Raw genomic sequence first — 206 nt, forward strand, 5'->3', positions numbered from 1 at the left:
ATGCGGGTTGCCCTTGCGCGTTCGTGTACTTTTTTTTTACCCGCGCTCTCATGGTTGCCTGGTGCCACGCCCGCCCAGGACGCTAAATGATCAGCAGTTGGAAATTGTTCCATATCGACACCTATCTCCGCCATAATCGCTGCAGCCGTTACCTCACTGACTCCGGGGATGGTTTGAATCAACTGCTGGGCTTCCTTGTAAGGCTG

General features: G+C 53.9%; 1 pseudogene. It reads right to left on the reverse strand.

The features are described from left to right. A pseudogene (locus PPOP_RS18060) lies at positions 1-206 on the reverse strand (IS110 family transposase); the annotation flags it as partial.

The organism is Paenibacillus popilliae ATCC 14706 (genome assembly GCF_000315235.1).
Classification (GTDB): domain Bacteria; phylum Bacillota; class Bacilli; order Paenibacillales; family Paenibacillaceae; genus Paenibacillus_B; species Paenibacillus_B popilliae.